Below are 20,156 nucleotides of genomic sequence, written 5' to 3'. Positions count from 1 at the left end.
CCCTCGCCGAAAACAGATCAAAAAACCAACGGCCAGCTATCTATATGCCAGGTTGGCGAGCATTGTTCCGACTCCGATGGGGCTAAATGATTCCCCAAACGGTCCTGAACAAGTCTCTACCTAAGTCAAAAACGGACCAACGAACGCTGATCCCCGTAGCGCGCGATTATCTAGTAGGCCGCGTTACAACGCATCAGGGGCGACCAAGTATTTATCGCGAAAAACGCCTATTTTCGGCTGGTTTCGCTCGAAAAAGATGTTTCAAGCACTTTCAGGTCTGTAACAGGAAGGTTACCGGGCCATCATTGACCAGATGGACCTGCATATCCGCCCCGAAACGCCCTGATGCCACTTTGCCATGCAACTGTTGCGCCTTGCACAATAAATAGTCAAAAAGTTCTTCGCCCAGGGCCGGCGGCGCCGCTGTGGAAAAGCTCGGGCGCAAACCGCTCTTGGTGTCCGCCGCCAGGGTGAACTGCGAAACCAGCAACAGACCGCCGTCCACATCGGCCAGGGACAGATTCATCTTGCCCTCGGCGTCACTGAACACCCGATAGTTAAGCAGCTTGTGCAGAAGTTTGTCGGCGCAGGCCTGGGTGTCCTCGGGTTCCACCGCGACCAGCACCAGCAATCCCTGGTCCACCACACCGACGATTTCGCCCGCCACCTCGACCCGCGCGCCGCGTACGCGCTGCAACAGGCCCTTCATGCTTCTTCGGGCGGCAGGTCGAGCAGGCGCCGGGCCATCTGATCGGCGGCGCGCACCAGCGCATCGGTGATACCCGGTTCGGACGCGGCGTGACCGGCATCGCGGATCACTTGCAGCTCGCTGTTGGGCCAGGCCTGGTGCAGTTCCCAGGCGTTGTCCAGCGGGCAGATCACGTCGTAGCGGCCATGCACGATCACGCCCGGCAGGTGGGCGATCTTGCCCATGTCGCGGATCAGCTGGTTCGGTTCGAGGAACGCCTGGTTGGTGAAGTAGTGGCATTCGATCCGGGCGATCGACAGCGCGCGCTGCGGCTCGGAGAAACGATCGACCACCAGCGGGTTCGGCCGCAGGGTGGCGGTGCGCCCTTCCCAGATCGACCAGGCCTTGGCCGCATGCATCTGGGCGATCTGGTCGTTGCCGATCAGGCGTTTGTGGAAGGCGCCGAGCAGGTCGTCGCGCTCATCCAGCGGGATAGGCGCCACGTAGTCCTGCCAGTAATCGGGGAACAGGCGGCTGGCGCCGGCCTGGTAGAACCATTCGATTTCCTGCGGACGGCACAGAAAGATCCCACGCAGAATCAGACCGTGCACGCGCTCCGGATGGGTTTGCGCGTAAGCCAGGGCCAGGGTCGACCCCCAGGAGCCGCCAAACACCACCCATTTCTCGATACCCAGGTGCAGGCGAATCCGCTCGAGGTCGGCGACCAGGTCCCAGGTGGTGTTGTTTTCCAGGCTGGCGTGCGGCGTGGAGCGCCCGCAACCGCGCTGGTCGAAGGTAATGATGCGGTACAGATTCGGATCGAAGTAGCGACGGCTCTGGGCATCGCACCCGGCGCCCGGGCCACCGTGGATGAACACCACCGGCAAGCCTTCCGGGGAACCGCTTTCGTCGACATACAGCACATGGGGTTCGTCGACAGCCAGATCGTGCCGGGCATAGGGTTTGATCTGCGGGTACAAAGTCTGCATTGCGCGCTCCGTAAGGGGTTGAGGTCAGCCCTGGGGGGACTTCAATTATTCTGCCGTCCGGCATCATAAACCCGAATTACGGAATGAGCATGTCCTTGGAAAAAATGCGGTTGTTTGCCAGCCCGCCGCACAGCATGGCGCACCCGTAGCCGCTGCCGCAGGCTGCGATCGACTGCGCAGCAGGCGCAGGATCTCGAGATCGCTGAAGGCCTGCGGCCTTGGCGCAGCCTGCGGCAGCGGCTACAGATTTGCCCTCGGCCTCAGCGCCCGTAGCGCTGCTGCCCCCAGGCCAGCAGCCCTTGCAGCAACTGCTTGAGCACCGCCTGGGTCGGTGCCGCCAGGTCCTCGCGGTAACGGAACGGCTCGAACTCTTCCATATAAGTGCTCTGCGCCAGCTCCAGCTGCACCGCATGGATGTTCTCGGCCGGGTTGCCGTAGTGCCGGGTGATGTGGCCGCCCTTGAAGCGACCGTTGAGCACATGGCTGTAGTTGTCGTGGCGGGCGCAGATCGCCTCCAGCTGGCTGGCTAGCTCGACGTCGCAACTGGCACCATTGAAGGTGCCCAGGTTGAAGTCCGGCAGCTTGCCCTCGAACAGGTGCGGGATCAGCGAGCGGATCGAGTGGGCATCGAACAGCAAGGCGTAGCCGAACTCGGCTTTCAGCCGTGCCAGTTCCTGCTGCAGGGTGCCGTGATAAGGCGTCCAGACCTGTTCCAGGTAAGTGGCACGCTCCTGCTTCGACGGCTCCAGCCCTTCGCGGAACAGCGGCACGCCATCGAACAGCGTGGCCGGGTACAGCCCCGTGGTGGCGCCGACATATAAAGGCTTGTCGTCGGACGGCCGGTTGAGGTCGATGACGAACCGCGAATACTCGGCCGCCAGGGTGCTGGCACCCAGCTCCTCGGCGAAGGCGTAGAGCTGCGGGATGTGCCAGTCGGTGTCCGGCAGGCTTTGCGCCTCGGCGATCAGCCCGGCCTCGACCGCGGGTGTCAGACGCAGGCCGGCGTGGGGCATGCTGATCAGCAGCGGCACCCGGCCTTGTTTGAAGTTCAGAACCTTATCCACAACCGTTCTCCTATAAATCCACTTCAACGCCGTGGCGCACGACGCGTTTTTCCAGGTCGCCGCCCAGCCAGTAGGCCAGGTCGGCGGGACGATCGATCTGCCAGGCGACGAAATCCGCCACCTTGCCGACCTCCAGCGAACCGTGGGTCTTGTCCATGCCCAGCGCGGTGGCCGCGTGCAGGGTCACCCCGGCCAGGGCTTCTTCCGGGGTCATGCGAAAACAGGTGCAGGCCATGTTCAGCATCAGCCGCAGGGACAACGCCGGCGAAGTGCCGGGGTTGAGGTCGCTGGCGACGGCGATCTTCACCCGGTGCTTGCGCAGCGCGTCCATCGGCGGCAACTGGGTTTCGCGCAGGAAATAGAAAGCGCCCGGCAGCAGCACGGCGACGGTGCCGGCCTCGGCCATGGCGATGGCGTCTTCCTCGGTCATGAACTCCAGGTGGTCGGCCGACAACGCGTGATACCGCGCCGCCAGGCTGGAGCCGTGCAGCGACGACAGTTGCTCGGCGTGCAGTTTCACCGGCAGGCCGAGCCGCTGCGCCACGATGAACACCCGCTCCACCTGTTCCGGCGAGAACGCCAGGTATTCGCAGAAGGCATCCACCGCGTCCACCAGGCCCTCGGCGGCCAGCGCCGGGAGCATCTCGGCGCAGATGTGTTCGATGTAATCGTCGGCGCGCCCGGCGTATTCCGGCGGCAGGGCGTGGGCCGCCAGGCAGGTGCTGCGCACGCTGACCGGCAGTTCGGCGCCCAGGCGCCGGATCACCCGCAGGATCTTGCGTTCGCTGGCCAGGTCCAGGCCGTAGCCGGACTTGATCTCGACGCTGGTCACGCCGTCGCGCAGCAGGCTCTTCAAACGCTTGCGGGCGCTGTCGAAGAGTTGGTCTTCGCTGGCCGCGCGGGTGGCCCGCACGGTGCTGGCGATACCGCCACCGGCGGCGGCGATCTCGGCATAGCTCACCCCTTGCAGGCGCTGCTCGAATTCGCCGCTGCGGTTGCCGCCGAACACCGTGTGGGTGTGGCAGTCGATCAGGCCCGGGGTGACCCAGGCCCCCGCCAGGTCATGCAGTTCGGCATAGTTGCCGGCCGGCACTTCGCTGCGTGGGCCGATCCACTCGATGAGCGCTCCTGACGTCACGATGGCCGCGTCCTCGATGATCGAGTAAGTGCCTTGCGCCATGCTTGCGACGTGGCAGTGTTGCCAGAGAGTTTTCATCCGGGCCTCCATGGGCTATCGATGGGAAAAAGAAGGGTCGCGATTGACCAGGGCCGCCTGCCCGGCAGCCGGCTTGACCCAGATCAGGTACGCCAGCACCAGCAGGACGATCCACACCAAGCCGACGATCAGCGCGGCCTGGGTGTCCGGGAAGTAGCCCAGCACACCGAAGATGAACAGCATGAAGGCAATCGCCGCCATCGGCGCATACGGCCAGAACGGCACCGGGAACTTCAGCTGGGCCACCTGCTCGGCGGTCATGGAACGGCGCATGGCCACCTGGGTGAAGAGAATCATCAGCCAGACCCAGACCGTGGCAAAGGTCGCGATCGAGGCGATCAGCAGAAACACATTCTCCGGAATCAGGTAGTTCAGCAATACCCCCAGCAACAAGGCGATGCTCATGACCACCACGGTCATCCACGGCACACCGTAACGCGACAGCTGGGCGAAGCCCTTGGGCGCATGCCCCTGCTGCGCCAGGCCGTACATCATGCGGCCGGCGCCGAAGATATCGCTGTTGATGGCCGACACCGCCGCCGAGATCACCACGATATTGAGGATGGTCGCCGCCGAGCCGATGCCCAGGTTGGAGAAAATCTGCACGAACGGGCTGCCCTGGCTGCCGATCTGCTGCCACGGGTAGATGGCCATCAGGACGAACAAGGTCAGTACGTAGAACAGCAGGATGCGCAGCGGCACCGCGTTGATCGCCCTGGGCAGCACGCGTTCCGGGTCCCTGGCTTCACCGGCGGTGACGCCGATGATTTCGATCCCGCCGAAGGCAAACATCACCACGGCAAACGAGGCGATCAGCCCGCCGACGCCGTTGGGCATGAAACCGCCGTGCTCCCAAAGGTTGCTCAGGCCGATGGTCGCCGACCCCGTCGAACTGCCGATGCCGAACAGCATGATGCCGAAACCGCCCAGGATCATGGCGACGATGGCACCGACCTTGAGCAGCGACAGCCAGAACTCCATCTCGCCAAATACTTTGACGTTGCACAGGTTCAGCCCGCCGATCAGCGAAACGATACCGAGGACCCAGATCCAGCGCGGCACGTCCGGGTACCAGAAGCCCATATAGATGCCGAAGGCGGTGACGTCGGCGAGGCCGACGATGACCATCTCGAAGGCATAGGTCCAGCCCAGCAGGAAACCCGCCATCGGCCCCAGGTAGGTGCTGGCGTATTGGCCGAACGAACCGGATACCGGGTTGCGCACGGCCATCTCGCCCAGCGCGCGCATCACCATGAACACCGCCGCGCCGCCGATCAGGTAGGCCAGGAGCACCGCGGGGCCGGCCATCTGGATGGCCGAGGCAGAACCATAGAACAGCCCGGTGCCGATCGCCGACCCCAGTGCCATGAAACGAATATGTCGGGCGGACAGCCCGCGCTTTAACGCTTGAGCTTGCTGTTGCATTTCTCGTCCCTAGTTATTTTTATCGGAGAAAACCCAAACCATTGCTATAGCCGCTGCCGAGGCACGAGGCTGCGAAGCGGTCCGCAGGACCGCCCTCGGGGGCCGCTTCGCAGCCCATCGCAGCCTCGTACCTCGGCAGCGGCTACACATGGTCGTTACAGGCTCGGCAGCAACTTGGCCGGCACCAGCTCGTTCAGGCAACGCGAGGCCAGCAGCTCGCTCGCGGCGTTGATGTCCGGCGCGAAGAAACGGTCTTTTTCGTAGAACGGCACTTTGCTGCGCAGGGTCGCGCGGGCTTTCTCCAGCTTGGTCGAGGTCTTCAGGCCGTCGCGCAGGTCCAGGCCCTGGCAGGCCGCCAGCCATTCCACGGCGAGGATGCCGCGGGTGTTGTCGGCCATTTCCCACAGGCGCTTGCCGGCGGCCGGGGCCATGGACACATGGTCTTCCTGGTTCGCGGACGTCGGCAGGCTGTCCACCGAGTGCGGGTGGGCCAGCGCCTTGTTTTCGCTGGCCAGGGCCGCGGCGGTCACCTGGGCGATCATGAAGCCGGAGTTGACCCCGCCATTGGCCACCAGGAACGGCGGCAGCTGGGACATGTGCTTGTCCATCATCAACGAGATGCGACGCTCGCTCAGGGAGCCGATTTCGGCGATGCCCAGGGCAATGTTGTCGGCGGCCATGGCCACCGGCTCGGCGTGGAAGTTGCCGCCGGAGATCACGTCGCCCTCGGCGGCGAACACCAGCGGGTTGTCCGAAACGGCGTTGGCTTCGACCACCAGCACCTCGGAAGCCTGGCGGAACTGGGTCAGGCAGGCGCCCATGACCTGGGGCTGGCAGCGCAGGGAATACGGGTCCTGGACCTTGTCGCAGTTCTGGTGCGACTTGGAGACTTCGCTGCTGTCGCCCAACAGGTCGCGGTAGGCCGCGGCGGTGTCGATCTGGCCTTTCTGGCCGCGGGCGGCATGAATCCGCGCGTCGAACGGCGAACGCGAGCCCAGCACCGCCTCTACGGTCAAGCCGCCGCAGGCCAGGGCGCCGGCGAACAGGTCTTCGCCCTCGAACAGGCCGCGCAGGGCAAAGGCAGTGGAGACCTGGGTGCCGTTGAGCAGCGCCAGGCCTTCCTTGGCCGCCAGGGTCAGCGGCTTGAGGCCGGCCACGCTCAGCGCTTCGGTCGCGTCCAGCCATTGGCCCTTGTAGCGGGCCTTGCCTTCGCCCAGCAGCACCAGGGACATATGGGCCAGCGGCGCGAGGTCGCCGGACGCGCCCACCGAACCCTTGAGCGGGATGTGCGGGTACACCTCGGCGTTGATCAAGGCGATCAGCGCGTCGATCACCTGGCGGCGGATCCCGGAGAAACCGCGGCTCAGGCTGTTGACCTTGAGCACCATGATCAGGCGCACCAGAGCATCGCTGATCGGCTCGCCGACGCCGGCGGCATGGGACAGCACCAGGGAGCGCTGCAGGTTTTCCAGGTCTTCGCTGGCGATGCGGGTCGAGGCCAGCAGGCCGAAACCAGTGTTGATGCCGTAGGCAGTGCGGTTCTCGGCGAGGATCTGCTCGACGCAAGCGACGCTGGCGTCGATCTGCGCTGAAGCGCTGTTATCGAGGCTGAGGGTTACCGGCTGTTGGTAGACGGCACGCAGTTGGGCCAGGGTCAGTTGGCCGGGGATCAGATTTAGCGCAGTCACATTCATGCTCCTTTTGAGAGTTTTGTTTTTAAACACCAGTCGCTCCGGAAGCTTCCGTTATCCGTCGCAGCCCGCTTTTTGAACGGGTGGCGCCTTGGCACGCTGGTTGGGGGAACTGTGGGTGGTTGACGTTCTGTTCTTTCAAGGCGCGGCTCAGCGCACGCCCGGTAAAACCTCTTGCAGCAAGGCCGGGCTCTTGAGCAGTGCCGCAGCGCTGGCGATGTCCGGCGCGAGCCAGCGGTCCTGATCATAGGCCGGGACCTTTTCGCGCAAGAGTTTCCAGGCCTTGTCGGTGCCGGCGCCGAAACGTTGCGGCTTGAGAAATTCGAAGGCCTGGGCGGCCAGCAGGTACTCGATGGCGAGGATCTGGGTGCAGTTTTCCAGCGCGCGGGAAAGCTTCAGCGCGGCGTTGGTGCCCAGGCTCAGGTGGTCTTCCTGCAAGCCCGAGGTGACGTAGTTGTCGAGCACCGCCGGTTGCGCCAGCTGGCGGTTTTCCGCGCACAGCGAGGCAGCCACGTACTGCACGATCATCATTCCGGAGTTGACCCCCGGGTTGCTCACCAGGAACGCCGGCAGGCCGCTGACATGGGGATTGATCAGGCGATCCAGGCGACGCTCGGCAATCGAGCCGATCTCGGCCATGGCGATGGCCAGCAGGTCCGCCGCCAGTGCCACCGATTGGCCGTGGGGGTTGGCCTGGGACATCACCCGGTAGCTGTCCGGGGTGCCCAGCAGCAACGGGTTGTCGGTGGCGGCGTTGAGTTCGGTCTCGATCTGCCGGGTCGCGTGCGCCAGCTGGTCGCGGGCGGCGCCGTGGACCTGCGGGATAGAGCGGATGCTCAGGGCGTCCTGGGTCCGGATGCCCTTGCTGCCGGCAATCACTTCGCTGCCGTCGAGCAAGGCCCGCAGGTTGCTGCCGACCTGTTGCATCCCCGGGTGCGGCTTGAGGGCGATGATCTCGGCGTCGAACGCGGCGATCTGCCCGCGCTGCGCCTCGAAGCTCATGGCGCCGACCACGTCGGCCCACTGCACCAGGCGCGTGGCGTCGGCCAGGGCCAAGCAGCCAAGACCGGTCATGCACGGCGTGCCGTTGACCAGGCACAGGCCGTCCTTGGCCCCCAGCAGCACCGGTTCCAGGCCTTCCGCCGCCAGCGCTTGTTGCGCCGGGACGACCTGCCCGCGGTAGCTGACCTGGCCGACGCCGAGCAAGGCAATGCTGATATGGGCCATGTGGGTCAGGTAGCCCACCGACCCCTGGGACGGCACCTGCGGGGTGATCCCGCGGTTGAGCAGGGCCAGCAGCGCCTCGACCACCTGGCGGTGCACGCCGGACTTGCCCTGGCTGAAGTTGACGATGGCGGCGCAGAGAATCGCCCGGGTCTGCTCGTCGCGCAGCGGCGCGCCCACGCCGCAGGCATGGCTGAGCAGGGTATTGCGCGACAGTTGGCTGAGCTGTTGGTCTTCCAGCGAAACGTTGCACAGCGCGCCCAGGCCGGTATTGACGCCATAGGCGCGCTCGCCGCTGGCGACGATGCGCTGGACGATGGCCTGGGCGTTGTCGATCCGCGCCCAGGCCTGGGCCGCCAGCTCGAGCTGCGCCCCGTGGCGCGCCACCGCGACTACATCCTGCCAACGCAACGGGGCGTCGGCGATAACGATTTTTTCAGCCAGCGACATGCCAGATGTCCTCATGATTCGTTGTGGCGACCGCTTTGCGGTCTATCGCGAGCAAGCTCGCTCCTACAGGGTTCGAGGTTGCTTTTCTGTAGGAGCGAGCTTGCTCGCGATAAGGCCCCTACAGGCAGACCCGCCGTGGTTAAACCGTCGCCGCGCGCCGCTGGACGAAACGGTCGACGTATTCGTCCGCCGGCGAATGCAGGATCTCTTTCGGCGTGCCGACCTGGATCAGCCGGCCGTCCTTGAGGATCGCGATGCGGTTGCCGATACGCACGGCTTCGTCGAGGTCGTGGGTAATGAAGACGATGGTCTTGTGCAGGGTCTTTTGCAGCTCCAGCAACTGGTCCTGCATCTCCGCGCGGATCAGCGGGTCGAGGGCACTGAAGGCCTCGTCCATCAGGATGATGTCGGTGTCCGCCGCCAGGGCCCGGGCCAGGCCGACGCGCTGGCGCATGCCGCCGGACAGCTGGTGCGGGTATTTGTTTTCGTAGCCCTTGAGGCCCACGGTGTTGATCCAGTGCTGCGCGCGCTCGGCGCAGACCTGCTTGCTCTCGCCGCGCACCTTGAGGCCGTAGGCGGTGTTTTCCAGCACGGTCTTGTGCGGCAGCAGGCCGAAGCTCTGGAACACCATGCTGATCTTGTGCCGGCGAAATTCGCGCAGGGCTGGCATGTCGTATTGCAGGATGTCCACGCCGTCCACCAGGATCGCGCCGCTCGTGGGATCGATCAGGCGATTGAAGTGGCGCACCAAAGTCGACTTGCCGGAACCGGACAAACCCATGATCACGAAGATCTCGCCGGTGCCGATGCTCAGCGACAGGTCGTTGACCCCGACCACGCAGCCGGTCTCGGCCAGCACCTGGTCCTTGGTCTTGTTCTGGCGAATCATGTTCAGCGCGTCGGCCGAACGGTTGCCGAAAATCTTGAAGACGTTCTTGACTTCGATCTTGCTTACGCTTGGGTTGCTCATTTGCTCACCTCATGGCGTGGACGACCATAGGCTTGGGTAATACGGTCGATAACGACGGCCAGGATCACGATCGCCAGGCCGGCTTCCAGGCCGCGACCGACGTTGAGGGTCTGGATGCCCACCAGCACGTCTTCGCCCAGGCCACGGGCACCGATCATCGAGGCGATCACCACCATCGACAGGGCCATCATGGTGGTCTGGTTGATCCCGGCCATGATGCTCGGCAGGGCCAGCGGCAGTTGCACGCCGAACAGCTGTTGCCAGCGGTTGGCGCCGAAGGCGTTGATTGCCTCCATGACTTCGCCGTCGACCTGGCGAATCCCCAGGTCGGTCAGGCGGATCAGCGGCGGCGCGGCGTAGATCACGGTGGCGAAGATCGCCGGTACCTTGCCCAGGCCGAACAGCATCAGCACCGGGATCAGGTACACGAAGCTCGGCATGGTCTGCATGATGTCCAACAGCGGCATCAGCACCGAACGCAGGCGGTTGCTGCGCGCCGAGAGAATGCCCAGCGGCACGCCGATCAGCACCGAGATCACCGTCGCCACCATCATCAGCGCGAGGGTCTGCATGAGTTTGTCCCACAGGCCGACGGCACCGACCAGGAACAGCAGGCCGACGATCACGGCCGTGGTCGCGATCTTGCGGGTGGCGTGCCAGGCAACGCCCGCCACGATCGCCAGCATCAGCCACCAGGGCGCCGCGCGCAGCAGGCCTTCGAGGTTGACGATGGCCCAGAGCAGGGTGTCGGAGATGTGGCGGAACACGTCGCCGTAGTTGGTGACCAGCGAATCGACCCAACCGTTGACCCAGTCGGCGATGGAAAAGGTAAAGCTTTCGGGAAACATAAGGGACTCTCAATCAAGGGGTTGCGATCAAGCATCCGACTGCCGCGGTCGGCAGCCGGAGAAGCTCGACCTACAAGGCCGCGTCGATCTTTTTGGCTGCGTCTTCGCTCACCCATGCGTGCCAGACTTCAGGATGTTCCTTGAGGAAGATTTTCGCCAGTTTCGGCGACTCGATACGCTCCTTGGCCATGCGTCCCAGGTTCTGGTTCAGCAGGTCGATCGGCAGGTTGACCTTTTCCAGCACGGCCACCAGTTCCGGGGCTTCGTCGTGGAAAGTCTTGGACAGACCGACCTTGATGCTCACGCTCTTGTCGACGCCGGCTTTCTCTTCCAGTTTCACCGCGTCGATCTGGCCCATCAGCGGGGTCGGCGACCAGTAGTAGAACAGGATCGGCTCGCCGCGCTTGTAGCTCGACAGCACCGCGGCATCCAGCGCCGGGCCGGTGCCCGGACGGAAGTTGGTGTAGCTGTTTTCCAGGCCGTAGCTTTTCAGCATTTCGCTGTTGTCCAGCTCGCAGGTCCAACCGGCCGGGCAGTTGTAGAAACGGCCCTTGGAAGGTTCTTCGGCGTCCTTGAACACGGCGGCGTATTTACCCAGGTCGGCGATGTTCTTCAGGTCCGGGGCCTTGGCTTCCAGCTTGCGCTTGGCGTCGCCTTCGATCACGTAGCGCGGCACGTACCAGCCTTCGATGGCACCCACCACCGGGGCGCCGACGCCGACCACCTTGCCGGCCTTCTCGGCCTTGTTCCAGACCTCGCTGCGGCCGACCCACTCCTCGGCGAAAATCTGGATGTCGTTGCTGCTCAGGGCGTTTTCCATGGTGATGGAGTTGCCTGGCAGGCTGTCGGTCTTGCAGCCGTAACCTTTTTCCAGCACGACCTGCATTACGTCGGTCAGCAACATGCCGCTTTCCCAGTTCAGGCCGGCGAATTTCACCGGTTTGCCAGACTCGCACCAGCCGGCCGCCTGGGCGGCGCCGGCACTGGCCAACAGGCCCATGGAAAGCAAGGTGGTCAGCAGGGTCTTATTCGTTTTCATTGTGTGACGCTCCCAATCATTGAAATGGATTACGGCAGTTAAGAGGCATCCAGCCCGTCCACGTCCAATTCAGGTCTAGACCGCCGTTGCGCGGTCTGCCCCACTCAGCTTTTGTTCTGTGACCGAGTCCTGCTCTACCGGCAGGATCAGGCGATCGGGTACGGCGCCATGCCATTTCTTCGCGCAGAGGTAATACAGGGCCGCGGGAACCACCAGGCCGATGATCCACGAGATGTCGGTATCGCCGAGGCCCGCGACCAGGGGGCCGGTGTAGAAATGCGTGGCGATGAACGGCATCTGGATCAGCACGCCGAACACATAAATGGTGATGCCCATGACGTTCCAGCGACCGTAGCGCCCGTCCGGGTTGGACAACGCGGGAATGTCATAGCGCTCCTTGGTGATGCAGTAAAAATCCACCAGGTTGATCGCGCTCCACGGCGTGAAGAACGCCAGCAGGAACAGGATGAACGCGGAGAAATCCTTGAGGAACGAGTCCTTGCCCAACAGCGCCAGCGCGGCCGCGAGCGACACCATCAGGAAGATGTACAGCAGGCGCACGCCGCTGGAGATATGCCGGCTGCCGCGGAAACCGCTGATGATGGTAGCGATCGACATGAAGCTGCCGTAGGCGTTGAGCGTGGTCACGGTGACCTTGCCGAAGGCCACGGCGAAATACAGCAGGCCGGCGACGACGCCGGTGCCGCCCAGGCTGACGATGAACGACACCTCGTGGTGGGCGAACTGCGAACCGGCCAGGGCCGCGGCGAACACGCCGAAGACCATCGAGGCCTGCGCGCCGATCACCGACCCCAGCCCCACCGCCCAGAAGGTTTTCGAGGCCGAGGTGCTGCGCGGCAGGTAACGCGAGTAGTCGGCCACATAAGGGCCGAACGCGATCTGCCAGGAGGCGGACAGGGAAATCGCCAACAGGAAACTCGCCAGCGAGAAGTGCTTGTTGCCCAGCAACGCGCCAATGTCGTTGCCCGCCAGCAGCTTGTAGAACAGGTAGATGAAGGCGATCACCCCCAGCACGCTGGCCACCCGGCCGATGCCGTGGATGACCCGGTAGCCGAAAATGGTGAAGACCATGATCGAGCCGGCGAACAGCACGATGCCGACCCAGTCCTCGACCTGCAGCAACTGCGCCACCGCCTGCCCCGCCAGCAGCGAACCGCTGGCGGAAAAACCGACGTACATCAGGCACACCAGCACCAGCGGGATCACCGCCCCGTAGACGCCGAACTGCACCCGGCTGGAAATCATCTGCGGCAGCCCCAGTTGCGGGCCTTGCGCCGCGTGCAGCGCCATCACACCGCCGCCGAGCAACTGGCCGACCAGCAAGCCGATCAGCGACCAGAACACATCGCCGCCGAGCACCACCGCCAACGCGCCGGTAACGATCGCCGTGATCTGCAGGTTGGCACCCAGCCACAGGGTGAACTGGCTTAACAGACGACCGTGTCTTTCCGCTTCCGGGATGTAGTCGATCGAACGTTTCTCGATCAACGGCTTACTGCTTGCACGATCGTCATGGACTGCCATGTTTCAACCTCTGTGGATTGTTATTGTTCTCAAACCTCAACCACCGCCTCTGCAGGAGCGAGCTTGCTCGCGAAAAACGGGTACATCCAACGCAACTCCTGTGTCTGGACGATCCCATCGCGAGCAAGCTCGCTCCTACAGGGATGTAGCCAGCGCTTACTTGCCGGTGATCATCGGCAGGTTCAGGCCTTGTTCCTTGGCGCAGTCGATGGCGATCTGGTAACCGGCATCGGCATGGCGCATGACGCCGGTACCCGGGTCGTTATGCAGAACGCGGGCGATACGCTCGGCCGCTTCGTCGGTGCCGTCGCAGACGATGACCATCCCCGAATGCTGGGAGAAGCCCATGCCGACGCCGCCGCCGTGGTGCAGGGAAACCCAGGTCGCGCCGCTGGCGGTGTTCAGCAGGGCGTTGAGTAGCGGCCAGTCGGACACGGCGTCGGAACCGTCCTGCATCGATTCGGTTTCGCGGTTCGGGCTGGAGACCGAGCCGGAGTCCAGGTGGTCGCGGCCGATGACGATCGGCGCCGACAGCTCGCCGCTGCGCACCATTTCGTTGAACGCCAGGCCGAGCTTGGCGCGCAGGCCCAGGCCAACCCAGCAGATACGCGCCGGCAGGCCCTGGAAGCTGATGCGCTCGCGCGCCATGTCCAGCCAGTTGTGCAGATGAGCGTCGTCCGGGATCAGTTCCTTGACCTTGGCGTCGGTCTTGTAGATGTCCTGCGGGTCGCCCGACAGCGCGGCCCAACGGAACGGCCCGATACCGCGGCAGAACAGCGGACGGATATAAGCCGGTACGAAACCTGGGAAGTCGAACGCGTTCTCGACACCTTCTTCCTGGGCCATCTGGCGGATGTTGTTGCCGTAGTCGAAGGTCGGGATGCCCTGCTTCTGGAAGTCGAGCATGGCCTTGACGTGCACGGCCATCGATTGCTTGGCGGCTTTCACCACAGCGGCCGGCTCGGTCTTGGCGCGGGCGCGGTACTCTTCCCAGGTCCAGCCGGCCGGCAGGTAGCCGTTGAGCGGGTCGTGGGCGCTGGTCTGGTCGGTGACCATGTCCGGACGCACGCCGCGACGGACCATTTCCGGAAGGATTTCAGCCGCGTTGCCGCACAGGGCGATGGAGATCGCGCGGCCTTCGGCGGTGTACTTGGCGATACGCGCCAGGGCGTCGTCCAGGTCCTTGGCTTGCTCGTCGACATAACGGGTCTTGAGGCGGAAATCGATGCTGGTCTGCTGGCATTCGATGTTCAGCGAGCAGGCGCCAGCCAGGGTCGCGGCCAGCGGCTGGGCGCCGCCCATGCCGCCCAGGCCCGCGGTCAGGACCCACTTGCCGGTCAGGTTGTCGTTGTAGTGCTGGCGACCGGCTTCGACGAAGGTTTCGTAGGTACCCTGGACGATGCCCTGGCTGCCGATGTAGATCCAGCTGCCGGCGGTCATCTGGCCGTACATGGCCAGGCCCTTGGCATCCAGTTCGTTGAAGTGTTCCCAGGTGGCCCAGTGCGGCACCAGGTTGGAGTTGGCGATCAGTACGCGCGGCGCGTTGCTGTGGGTCTTGAATACGCCGACCGGCTTGCCGGATTGCACCAGCAGGGTCTCGTCGTCATTCAGGTTGGTCAGGCTCTCGACGATCTTGTCGTAGCATTCCCAGTTACGCGCGGCGCGGCCGATGCCGCCGTAGACCACCAGTTCTTTCGGGTTCTCGGCGACTTCCGGGTCGAGGTTGTTCATCAGCATGCGCAGCGGCGCTTCTGTCAGCCAACTCTTGGCGGTCAGCTTGTTGCCGCGGGCAGCGCGAATTTCGACGTTCCGGTATTTCGTAGGTTTGTTCTCAGTCACGAAAAAACTCCTCAGCGATCAATCCAACCAACCCAGCCAGTGGGCGAGCATGCCTGCGCGCAGGGGCTGCGCAGCAAGCGAATCAGGGGAGACGCTGCGACTCATACGCATACGTCTTTACTTGTACATACAAGCATATGCAATCAAGCGGCCAACTCGCCGAATGCGCCCTCAGGAAAATGTTGGAATGGCTGGAGAGGCCCTTGGATCAAGGGCTGCAGCGTCGATTATTTTTTTCCGAGGAGTGTCGCGAGAAGAGTGAGGGCTGTTACTTCAGCAGGGCTTTGCGCCACGCTGGGGCATTCGGTAACAAAATGGTGCGCGAGGGAAACACCATCGAGGAAGGGAGAGAAACAAGCTTGTGTAGCCGCTGCCGAAGGCTGCGATCGGCTGCGCAGCAGCCGTGCTCTGGAAACCGCAGGAGGCCCTCCAGGCCTCATCGCAGCCTGCGGCAGCGGCTACAGGTCAGATGGCGGTCAGTTCGATCACGCAGCAGGCGCCACCGACCGTGACTTCGCGCAAGCCGGGGTTATCGAGCAGTTGCAGGCAATCATGATGCTCGAGCAAGGCGGCGACGCCGCCGCCCAACTCGACCCGCGCGGCCTCGGCCACGTTGAAGATCAGCAGCGTGCCGGCCTGGGTGAAGAAGCGCTGGCCCGCTGACAGCCACTGCAAGCGCGCGCTGTAGCGGTCCGGGGCATAGATCAGGTTGAAATCGCGAATCGGCCCGTCGATCAGGGTGCAGGCGACTTGGCTCGCGCCGCTGAAGGCAAAGGGGTCCAGCGGCAGCAATGCGCGGCTGTCCTGGCCATCCACGTTGAGGGTCATGCCCGCGCCTTGCAAGACGGTGATGATCCGCTGGTAGCCGGCGAAACTGGAGAAGCCGCCCGACTCACCGATATCGGCGATCGACAGCCGCCAGCCGAAACCTTCCAGGCCAATACCGGCATCCCGGGCGATCTCTTCGGTACTGCCGCCGCCGTTCTTCCACGGCATGCGCGGGTAGTCGGCCGCGCGCAAAACGTTCAACTGAGTCATGTAGGGACCTTATTTATGAAACCGCCCTTCCAGGCTATGGCGGGAACCGGGGTGGATCAGGCGCGCGGCGGTCACCGGCTGGCGGCCGGACCAGGTCCGGCGACGAATCAGCAGGCACGGCTCGCCGCGTTCGATCTGCAGCAACTTGCATTCTTCCGGCTCGGCCAGAATCGCCTCGACCACGTGCTCGCCCTCGGTCAGCGGCGCCACCTGGTTCAAGTAGGCATAAGGGGTTTGCAGGGTGAAATCCTGCTTGAGGTAGTCCGGCGCCACCAGCGCGTTGACGAAACGATCCTCGATCTGCACCGGGATATCGTTCTCGAAATGCACGATCAGCGAATGGAAGACCCGCTGGCCTTCGCGCATTTCCAGGGCCACGGCACGTTCCGAGCCCGCCGCTTCTTCGCCCAGGGTGATGACCTTGCAGGTATGCCGGTGGCCGCGCGAGGCGATCTCGTCGGCGATGTTGTGCACCTCGAACAGCGCGGACTGGCTCTTGGGTTCGGCAACGAAGGTGCCGACGCCCTGCATTCGCACCAGCAGGCCCTCGGCGGTCATTTCGCGCAGCGCGCGGTTGATCGTCATGCGGCTGAAACCCAACTGGCTGACCAGCTCGCTTTCCGAGGGCACGCGGTAGTGCGGCGGCCAGTTTCCGCTCTCGATCTGCTGGGTGATCATCTGCTTGACGCGGGCATACAAGGGCGCCGGACTATCGCCCAGATGGGCGGCCAGCGGGGAGTTGGCGGGCGGAGTCGGCACAGGAAATCCTTGATAGTCAGTAAAGATGGCTAGCTTGCCGGAGTTTACCGAGCAGGCAAACGTCTGTATATGTATATACAAATAACACACGACGGGGTGCTTGAACCATGTCCGCCTTCTTTGCCGAACGCGCACTGCTGCCTAACGGATGGGCCAACAACGTACGTCTCGAGGTCGGTGCCGACGGCCTGCTGACCCACATCCAGGCCGACGCCAGCGCAGAAGGCGCCGAACGGCTGCAAGGTCCGCTGCTGCCGGGCATGCCCAACCTGCACTCCCACGCCTTCCAGCGGGCAATGGCCGGGCTGGCCGAAGTCGCGGGCAACCCCAACGACAGCTTCTGGACCTGGCGCGACCTGATGTATCGCCTGGTGGGCAAGATCAGCCCGGAGCAACTGGGCGTCATCGCCCGCCAGCTGTATATCGAGATGCTCAAGGCCGGCTATACCTCGGTAGCCGAATTCCATTACGTGCACCACGACACCAGCGGCCAGCCCTACGCCGACCCGGCCGAACTGGCCCTGCGCATCAGCCAGGCCGCCAGCGCCGCCGGTATCGGCCTGACCCTGCTGCCGGTGCTGTACAGCCACTCGGGGTTTGGCGGCCAGGCGCCCAATGACGGCCAGCGCCGCTTCATCAACAGCACGGAAAACTACCTCAAGCTGCAAAGCCGCCTGCAACCGCTGCTGGCCGGGCAACCGGCACAACAGCTGGGGCTGTGCTTCCACTCGTTGCGCGCGGTGACCCCGCAGCAAATCAGCGAAGTCCTGGATGCCAGCGACAAGCAATGCCCGGTGCATATCCACATCGCCGAACAGCAGAAGGAAGTCGACGACTGCCTGACCTGGAGCGGGCGCCGGCCGCTGCAATGGCTGTATGAAAATACCCAGGTCGATCAACGCTGGTGCCTGGTCCACGCCACCCACGCGAACCCCGAAGAAGTCCGCCTGATGGCACAAAGCCGGGCCATCGCCGGCCTGTGCCTGACCACCGAGGCCAACCTCGGCGACGGGATTTTCCCGGCGGTGGATTTCCTCGCCCAGGGCGGGCGCATGGGTATCGGCTCGGACAGCCATGTATCGCTGAGCGTGGTGGAAGAGTTGCGCTGGCTGGAGTACGGCCAGCGTCTACGCGACCAGCGACGTAACCGCCTGTACCGCGGCGACCAGCCGATGGTCGGCCGCACGCTCTACGACGCCGCGCTCGACGGCGGCGCCCAGGCCCTGGGGCAACCGATCGGCGCCCTGGAAGTCGGCAAGCGCGCCGACTGGCTGGTGCTCGACGGCAGCGACCCGTACCTGGCCACCGCCGACGGCGACGGCATTCTCAACCGCTGGCTGTTCGCCGGCGGCGATCGCCAGGTGCGCGATGTGCTGGTCAACGGTCAGTGGGTGGTACGCGACGGTCGCCACGCGGGCGAGGAAGAAAGCAATCGCGCCTTTACCCAGGTGCTGCGCGACTTGCTCGGCTGAACCCCATCCCTTGTAGGAGCCAGCCTGCTGGCGATAGCGATCTCGCGGACGCCATCGCCAGCAAGCTGGCTCCTACAGGCAAAGGCCAGACTCATTTCGAGGTCTTGGCCATCGCCTTGTCCGACACGCGCCAGATCAGGCGGGTGGTGTCGTAGCCCTGCTGGCGCGCCCGGCTCAGCAGGTCCTCGCGCACTGCCTCGCTGACGTTCGGCCGGCGCGACAACAGCCACAGGTAACGACGATCCGGGTTGCCGACAATCGCGGTCTTGTAGTCGTCGCTCACGTACAGCACCCAGTAATCGCCCTTGGCCAAGCCCGGTATCAGCCGGGAAAACCAGGTATCGAACTCGACCCACAGCTTGTCGGTTTTATCCGGTGCTTGCGGCGTTGCCGTACCCCGTACTTCTTCCCATTGCCAGCCGGCCGTCAGGCAGCGGTTGAGTACCGCCATATTGCCTTCGGGCAACAGGGTGTAGCGGGCTTCGGACTGGGCGCAATTGCGCTGGAAATACATCGGTAAACGCGCCAACTCGTACCAGGTTCCTTGGTAACGCTTGAGATCGACGTGGTTAACGGTCTTGGGTGCCAGCGAATCGTCCCGGGACGTGGCGCAGCCGGCCAACAACAGGCCGGCCAGAAGAGTGACTACCAAACGCATCATTATTTTTCTCCCGCGGGCCCATGGCCCCGGTTTTCTTTTACTTCAGGCCTTGCCCGGAAAACATCAGCACTTTGTCGCCGGCGTACTGCACGCTGATAAAGCTGTTCTTGTCGCCCCAGGTGCAACTGGACATGCCCAGCGCGCCGGAGCAGTCGGTCGGTTTGCCCAACAGGTTTTCAACCTCGGCCTTGGGCATGCCGGCGGACAGCTTGGAATAGTTTTCCTGATTGACCTTGCTGCATGCAGCCAACAGCACGCAGAACGACAACAGAGCGAGAGAACGCAGGGACATGGTGAAACTCCTGGGCGGACGGGGGATGGCATGCTGCCAACCAGAAGCTTAGAAGAGAAAAGCCCCATCTGGTTCCCCACCCCGGCGGCTATTTATTGTCAGGCGACGCCCAGCATTTCCTCCGGAATCAACCACTTTGCGACGGCAAACGGCATTTCGTCGGCCAGGCTGCGGCGGGGCCAATTTTCAGTAATGGCCAGTCGACATAAACCCAGAGCAAATGCCGCTGATGTGGCAAATTGACGACCCCTCGCTGGCACTAGAGACAGGCCACTACCGGCAGATACTCTCGGGGTCGACGCCCGATTGCTCGCGATAGCGGTTTGCAGAACGCAGAAAGACTAGAAGCTGGAACCCGGCTCGCGCAGGAACGCCAATTCTTCCGGCGTCGATTCGCGCCCCAGGATCCGGTTGCGATGGGGGAAACGCCCGAAGCGGGCAATCACTTTCTGGTGCCGTTCGGCGTAGTCCAGCTGGTCGGCGAACACTGGCTGGTCTTCCTGCGGTTGTTCGTCGTGCAAGGCCACGAACCTGGAGACGGCTTCGTTCTGCACCGCCAGATTCTCGCAATGCTCGAACACCAGGTAGATGAAGCTGCGCTGCATGGGCGACAGTTGCCGGTCGAAATCCGCGGCGATGCCCTGGGCCACCAGCGCCTGGGCGCGCAGGTCGCCGGAAAAGCTCTTGGGGGTTTCGCGGTAGAGCATGCGCGGCAGTTGGTCGAGCAACAGCACCAGGGCCAGCCAGCCTTGCGGGCGTTGCGCCCACTCGGTCAAACCTCCGGCCAGCGCCTGCTCCACCAGCGCCCCGAAACGCTCGCGCGCTTCGAGGTCCTGGCTGTCGCGCTTGCCGAACCACAGCCCGCCCTTTTCAGCCGCGATGTCCGCGGGTTTCTCGGCAGAGCCGAACCACCAGTCGAGCAAGGGCTGCCAGGGCGCGACCATGG

Annotated in this window: 18 protein-coding genes; 1 reads left to right on the top strand and 17 read right to left on the bottom strand. The window is 63.9% G+C overall.

Annotation, left to right across the window (positions count from 1 at the left end):
- Positions 1 to 271 precede the first annotated feature (271 nt).
- The 14 genes from dtd to hutC form a co-directional block, all read right to left on the bottom strand.
- Entirely contained in the window at positions 272 to 709 is a 438-nt protein-coding gene (dtd, locus tag BTN82_RS01685) for a D-aminoacyl-tRNA deacylase (RefSeq protein WP_075117447.1), read from the bottom strand.
- A complete protein-coding gene (gene pip, locus BTN82_RS01680; protein WP_075117446.1) occupies positions 706 to 1,677 on the bottom strand; it encodes a prolyl aminopeptidase in 972 nt (323 codons plus the stop codon). The genes dtd and pip overlap by 4 nt, the downstream gene beginning before the upstream one ends.
- Before the next feature lie 260 nt (positions 1,678 to 1,937).
- Positions 1,938 to 2,741, bottom strand: a complete 804-nt coding sequence (gene hutG / locus BTN82_RS01675; protein ID WP_075117445.1) for an N-formylglutamate deformylase — start codon at positions 2,739 to 2,741, stop codon at positions 1,938 to 1,940.
- A 10-nt stretch (positions 2,742 to 2,751) separates the two neighbouring features.
- Positions 2,752 to 3,957, bottom strand: coding sequence for an imidazolonepropionase (hutI, locus tag BTN82_RS01670; protein WP_075117444.1), 1,206 nt, complete (start codon positions 3,955 to 3,957; stop codon positions 2,752 to 2,754).
- Between the two features lie 15 nt (positions 3,958 to 3,972).
- A complete protein-coding gene (locus BTN82_RS01665) occupies positions 3,973 to 5,382 on the bottom strand; it encodes an amino acid permease (RefSeq protein WP_075117443.1) in 1,410 nt (469 codons plus the stop codon).
- 155 nt (positions 5,383 to 5,537) lie between these two features.
- Complete coding sequence (gene hutH, locus BTN82_RS01660; protein ID WP_148169438.1) at positions 5,538 to 7,076, bottom strand: histidine ammonia-lyase; 1,539 nt, start codon at positions 7,074 to 7,076, stop codon at positions 5,538 to 5,540.
- A 147-nt stretch (positions 7,077 to 7,223) separates the two neighbouring features.
- The gene (gene hutH, locus BTN82_RS01655) at positions 7,224 to 8,747 is read right to left on the bottom strand and encodes a histidine ammonia-lyase (protein WP_075117442.1); all 1,524 of its coding nucleotides are present in this window, start codon (positions 8,745 to 8,747) and stop codon (positions 7,224 to 7,226) included.
- A 139-nt stretch (positions 8,748 to 8,886) separates the two neighbouring features.
- On the bottom strand, positions 8,887 to 9,717 hold the full coding sequence (locus BTN82_RS01650) for a glycine betaine/L-proline ABC transporter ATP-binding protein (protein ID WP_075117441.1): 831 nt from the start codon (positions 9,715 to 9,717) through the stop codon (positions 8,887 to 8,889).
- Positions 9,714 to 10,565 (bottom strand): ABC transporter permease, encoded by an 852-nt coding sequence (locus tag BTN82_RS01645; RefSeq protein ID WP_075117440.1) that lies wholly within the window; start codon positions 10,563 to 10,565, stop codon positions 9,714 to 9,716. Before BTN82_RS01645 ends, BTN82_RS01650 begins: the two co-directional genes overlap by 4 nt.
- Before the next feature lie 70 nt (positions 10,566 to 10,635).
- Complete coding sequence (locus BTN82_RS01640; protein WP_075117439.1) at positions 10,636 to 11,604, bottom strand: ABC transporter substrate-binding protein; 969 nt, start codon at positions 11,602 to 11,604, stop codon at positions 10,636 to 10,638.
- Between the two features lie 75 nt (positions 11,605 to 11,679).
- Positions 11,680 to 13,149, bottom strand: coding sequence for a purine-cytosine permease family protein (locus BTN82_RS01635; RefSeq protein WP_075117438.1), 1,470 nt, complete (start codon positions 13,147 to 13,149; stop codon positions 11,680 to 11,682).
- A gap of 156 nt (positions 13,150 to 13,305) precedes the next feature.
- Entirely contained in the window at positions 13,306 to 14,988 is a 1,683-nt protein-coding gene (gene hutU / locus BTN82_RS01630) for a urocanate hydratase (protein WP_075117437.1), read from the bottom strand.
- Between the two features lie 465 nt (positions 14,989 to 15,453).
- A complete protein-coding gene (locus BTN82_RS01625; RefSeq protein WP_075117436.1) occupies positions 15,454 to 16,026 on the bottom strand; it encodes a HutD family protein in 573 nt (190 codons plus the stop codon).
- A gap of 9 nt (positions 16,027 to 16,035) precedes the next feature.
- Positions 16,036 to 16,704, bottom strand: a complete 669-nt coding sequence (gene hutC / locus BTN82_RS01620) for a histidine utilization repressor (protein ID WP_238437480.1) — start codon at positions 16,702 to 16,704, stop codon at positions 16,036 to 16,038.
- 188 nt (positions 16,705 to 16,892) lie between these two features.
- On the opposite strand from hutC, the gene BTN82_RS01615 reads away from it, so the two are divergent.
- Entirely contained in the window at positions 16,893 to 18,257 is a 1,365-nt protein-coding gene (locus BTN82_RS01615; RefSeq protein WP_075117435.1) for a formimidoylglutamate deiminase, read from the top strand.
- A gap of 91 nt (positions 18,258 to 18,348) precedes the next feature.
- On the opposite strand, the gene BTN82_RS01610 is transcribed toward BTN82_RS01615, so the two are convergent.
- The 3 genes from BTN82_RS01610 to BTN82_RS01600 all read right to left on the bottom strand — a co-directional run bounded on the left by BTN82_RS01610 (position 18,349) and on the right by BTN82_RS01600 (position 20,154).
- Positions 18,349 to 18,918: a lipocalin family protein gene (locus tag BTN82_RS01610; protein WP_075117434.1), complete on the bottom strand. Its 570-nt coding sequence runs from the start codon at positions 18,916 to 18,918 to the stop codon at positions 18,349 to 18,351.
- Between the two features lie 37 nt (positions 18,919 to 18,955).
- Positions 18,956 to 19,210 carry a lipoprotein gene (locus BTN82_RS01605; RefSeq protein WP_020299511.1) on the bottom strand — a complete coding sequence of 85 codons (255 nt, stop codon included), beginning with the start codon at positions 19,208 to 19,210 and terminating at the stop codon, positions 18,956 to 18,958.
- A gap of 341 nt (positions 19,211 to 19,551) precedes the next feature.
- Positions 19,552 to 20,154, bottom strand: a complete 603-nt coding sequence (locus BTN82_RS01600; RefSeq protein WP_075117433.1) for a DUF924 family protein — start codon at positions 20,152 to 20,154, stop codon at positions 19,552 to 19,554.
- Positions 20,155 to 20,156 lie beyond the last annotated feature (2 nt).

It is taken from the genome of Pseudomonas chlororaphis, assembly GCF_001921865.1.
In the GTDB taxonomy this organism is placed as follows: domain Bacteria; phylum Pseudomonadota; class Gammaproteobacteria; order Pseudomonadales; family Pseudomonadaceae; genus Aquipseudomonas; species Aquipseudomonas chlororaphis_D.
This window is presented reverse-complemented; position numbering and strand designations above follow the sequence as displayed.

Excerpts from the sequence above, each read along its gene's own strand:
- dtd (WP_075117447.1), bottom strand. The coding sequence starts at position 709 with ATGAAGGGCCTGTTGCAGCGCGTACGCGGCGCGCGGGTCGAGGTGGCG.
- pip (WP_075117446.1), bottom strand. The coding sequence starts at position 1,677 with ATGCAGACTTTGTACCCGCAGATCAAACCCTATGCCCGGCACGATCTG.
- hutI (WP_075117444.1), bottom strand. The coding sequence starts at position 3,957 with ATGAAAACTCTCTGGCAACACTGCCACGTCGCAAGCATGGCGCAAGGC.
- BTN82_RS01665 (WP_075117443.1), bottom strand. The coding sequence starts at position 5,382 with ATGCAACAGCAAGCTCAAGCGTTAAAGCGCGGGCTGTCCGCCCGACAT.
- hutH (WP_148169438.1), bottom strand. The coding sequence starts at position 7,076 with ATGAATGTGACTGCGCTAAATCTGATCCCCGGCCAACTGACCCTGGCC.
- hutH (WP_075117442.1), bottom strand. The coding sequence starts at position 8,747 with ATGTCGCTGGCTGAAAAAATCGTTATCGCCGACGCCCCGTTGCGTTGG.
- BTN82_RS01650 (WP_075117441.1), bottom strand. The coding sequence starts at position 9,717 with ATGAGCAACCCAAGCGTAAGCAAGATCGAAGTCAAGAACGTCTTCAAG.
- BTN82_RS01645 (WP_075117440.1), bottom strand. The coding sequence starts at position 10,565 with ATGTTTCCCGAAAGCTTTACCTTTTCCATCGCCGACTGGGTCAACGGT.
- BTN82_RS01640 (WP_075117439.1), bottom strand. The coding sequence starts at position 11,604 with ATGAAAACGAATAAGACCCTGCTGACCACCTTGCTTTCCATGGGCCTG.
- BTN82_RS01635 (WP_075117438.1), bottom strand. The coding sequence starts at position 13,149 with ATGGCAGTCCATGACGATCGTGCAAGCAGTAAGCCGTTGATCGAGAAA.
- BTN82_RS01625 (WP_075117436.1), bottom strand. The coding sequence starts at position 16,026 with ATGACTCAGTTGAACGTTTTGCGCGCGGCCGACTACCCGCGCATGCCG.
- hutC (WP_238437480.1), bottom strand. The coding sequence starts at position 16,704 with ATGATCACCCAGCAGATCGAGAGCGGAAACTGGCCGCCGCACTACCGC.
- BTN82_RS01615 (WP_075117435.1), top strand. The coding sequence starts at position 16,893 with ATGTCCGCCTTCTTTGCCGAACGCGCACTGCTGCCTAACGGATGGGCC.
- BTN82_RS01610 (WP_075117434.1), bottom strand. The coding sequence starts at position 18,918 with ATGATGCGTTTGGTAGTCACTCTTCTGGCCGGCCTGTTGTTGGCCGGC.
- BTN82_RS01605 (WP_020299511.1), bottom strand. The coding sequence starts at position 19,210 with ATGTCCCTGCGTTCTCTCGCTCTGTTGTCGTTCTGCGTGCTGTTGGCT.
- BTN82_RS01600 (WP_075117433.1), bottom strand. The coding sequence starts at position 20,154 with ATGGTCGCGCCCTGGCAGCCCTTGCTCGACTGGTGGTTCGGCTCTGCC.